The 1,657-nt window shown below is 69.0% G+C and carries 2 protein-coding genes; one reads left to right on the top strand and one right to left on the bottom strand.

Translation table 11 applies throughout. The features are described from left to right. Positions 1 to 99 precede the first annotated feature (99 nt). Positions 100 to 645, top strand: a complete 546-nt coding sequence (locus tag ACFZCY_RS45455) for a hypothetical protein (RefSeq protein ID WP_391187715.1) — start codon at positions 100 to 102, stop codon at positions 643 to 645. Here the strand turns inward: ACFZCY_RS45455 and ACFZCY_RS45450 are convergent. Continuing rightward, entirely contained in the window at positions 593 to 1,387 is a 795-nt protein-coding gene (locus ACFZCY_RS45450) for an IS5 family transposase (RefSeq protein ID WP_391187714.1), read from the bottom strand. The two genes, ACFZCY_RS45455 and ACFZCY_RS45450, sit on opposite strands and share 53 nt — an antisense overlap. Between the last annotated feature and the right edge of the window lie 270 nt (positions 1,388 to 1,657).

Raw genomic sequence — 1,657 nt, 5'->3', positions numbered from 1 at the left:
AGAAGCCGTATCTCAACCGAACATGATCCCTTGATTTCTGCTGGTCAGGAATGGTTTCGCTCGTAGTGAGGGAGGCATGCGGCGTCTTGTGTCCGCTTCATGAGCGAGGGGTGCGTGGTGGCGTCGGTGCTGGGAATGCTGGAGGAGCGGGAGGCGGCTGCCCGGGTGCGTGTGGAGGGCTTGCGGGAGGAAGCTGCGCGGTTGGCTGAGGTGTTGGAGGCCGCGGAGATCGAGCTGGACCGGCGGGTGATCGCGCGGGAGGAACTGGTCGAGGCCCTGGCCGCTTCCGCGGCCGGGACGACTGCCGTGACCGAGGCCCAGGCAGAGCGGGAAACGGCGCCCTCACCAGTGCCGGGCTCGGTGGTGCCACCCTGGCGGGAGGGGATGCCGGTGAGGGTGCTGGCGCTGGACTACCAGCGGATTCTGGGCGCGCTGGAGGAACGGCGGTCGGCGGGCAAGGGACCGGTGAAGGCCAAGGAGATCGCGGTGGGTCTGGGCCTTGGGACGACGCCGGCGAAGATCGAGGGGGTGCGTTCGAAGGCCAGGCGCCTGGCGGAGCGCGGGTGGCTGCTGCAGGAGACGTCGGGGATGTTCAGTGCCGGTCGGCGGCCGGTGGCCGTGCCAGACGCCGGCTCATCCGTGTGACCATCGACCACCGGATCACCGCCTCGCTGGAAGCGGGCAGAGTTTCGTAATCCCGGGCCAGACGGCGGGAGTTCATCAGCCACGCGAAAGTGCGTTCTGCCACCCACCGCCTCGGCAGCACCACGAACCGCTTCATGTCGTCGGTGCGTTTGACGATCTCCAAGGTCAGCGTGAGTTTCTGACGGCACCAGTCGACGAGGGGGCCGGTGTAGCCGCCATCGGCCCAGACCAGGGTGATGTCGCGGTGCAGGCGCCGCAGCCGGGTCAGCAGGCCCACCGCGGCGTCCCGGTCGCCGATGTTCGCGGCGGTGACCGCGACGACCAGGAGCAGGCCGAGGCAGTCGGTCACGATGTGCCGCTTGCGCCCGGGCACCTTCTTCCCGCCGTCGTAGCCGCGTGAGGCGGCCGGCACCGTCGCGGCGGCCCGCACCGACTGCGCGTCGATGATCCCCGCCGTGGGCTCGGCCTCACGGCATTCGCGTTCACGGACCTTCCCGCGCAGCCGGTCGTGGAACTCGGTGATCAGCCCGTGCTCGCGCCAGCGGCGGAAGAAGGCGTAAACCCGGCCCCAGGCCGGGAAGTCCGCGGGCATCGCCCGCCAGGAGATCCCACCCGCGACCAGATAGCGGATCGCGTCCAGCAGCTGGCGGTGGCAGTAGCCCTCGGGCTGCCCGCCTCTGCCCTGGAGCCAGGCCGGCACCGGCAGCAAAGGCCGGACGGCCGCCCATTCCGCGTCCGACATGTCGGAGGGATACCGGCGCTCCCGGTCCGGATGGTCGGCCGCATTGCCGTACACATGCGCGAGGCAATCACACGATGGAGCAGCCGAGTTGAACTGAACGGGTTCGGACGCGTACAACAACGACACCAGGGCCTCCCGGCACTGCTCGGTCAGATTCGCATCCCCGAGCTACCGAGAGGCCCTGTCTTCATGCGCGTACAACGGGAAGATCACCCCGGCGGGAAACCTGTTCGACCCGCACGCTCCGTGATCGGTTGAGATACGGCTTCT

Origin of the sequence: Streptomyces sp. NPDC007983 (assembly GCF_042958345.1) — a bacterium.
Classification (GTDB): Bacteria; Actinomycetota; Actinomycetes; order Streptomycetales; family Streptomycetaceae; genus Streptomyces.
The sequence above is the reverse complement of the archived record's forward strand: the minus strand, read 5'-3'. Positions and strand labels throughout refer to the sequence as shown.

Bases quoted from the DNA above. Each gene is read 5' to 3' on its own strand.
- ACFZCY_RS45455 (WP_391187715.1), top strand. From the start codon at position 100: ATGAGCGAGGGGTGCGTGGTGGCGTCGGTGCTGGGAATGCTGGAGGAG.
- ACFZCY_RS45450 (WP_391187714.1), bottom strand. From the start codon at position 1,387: ATGTCGGACGCGGAATGGGCGGCCGTCCGGCCTTTGCTGCCGGTGCCG.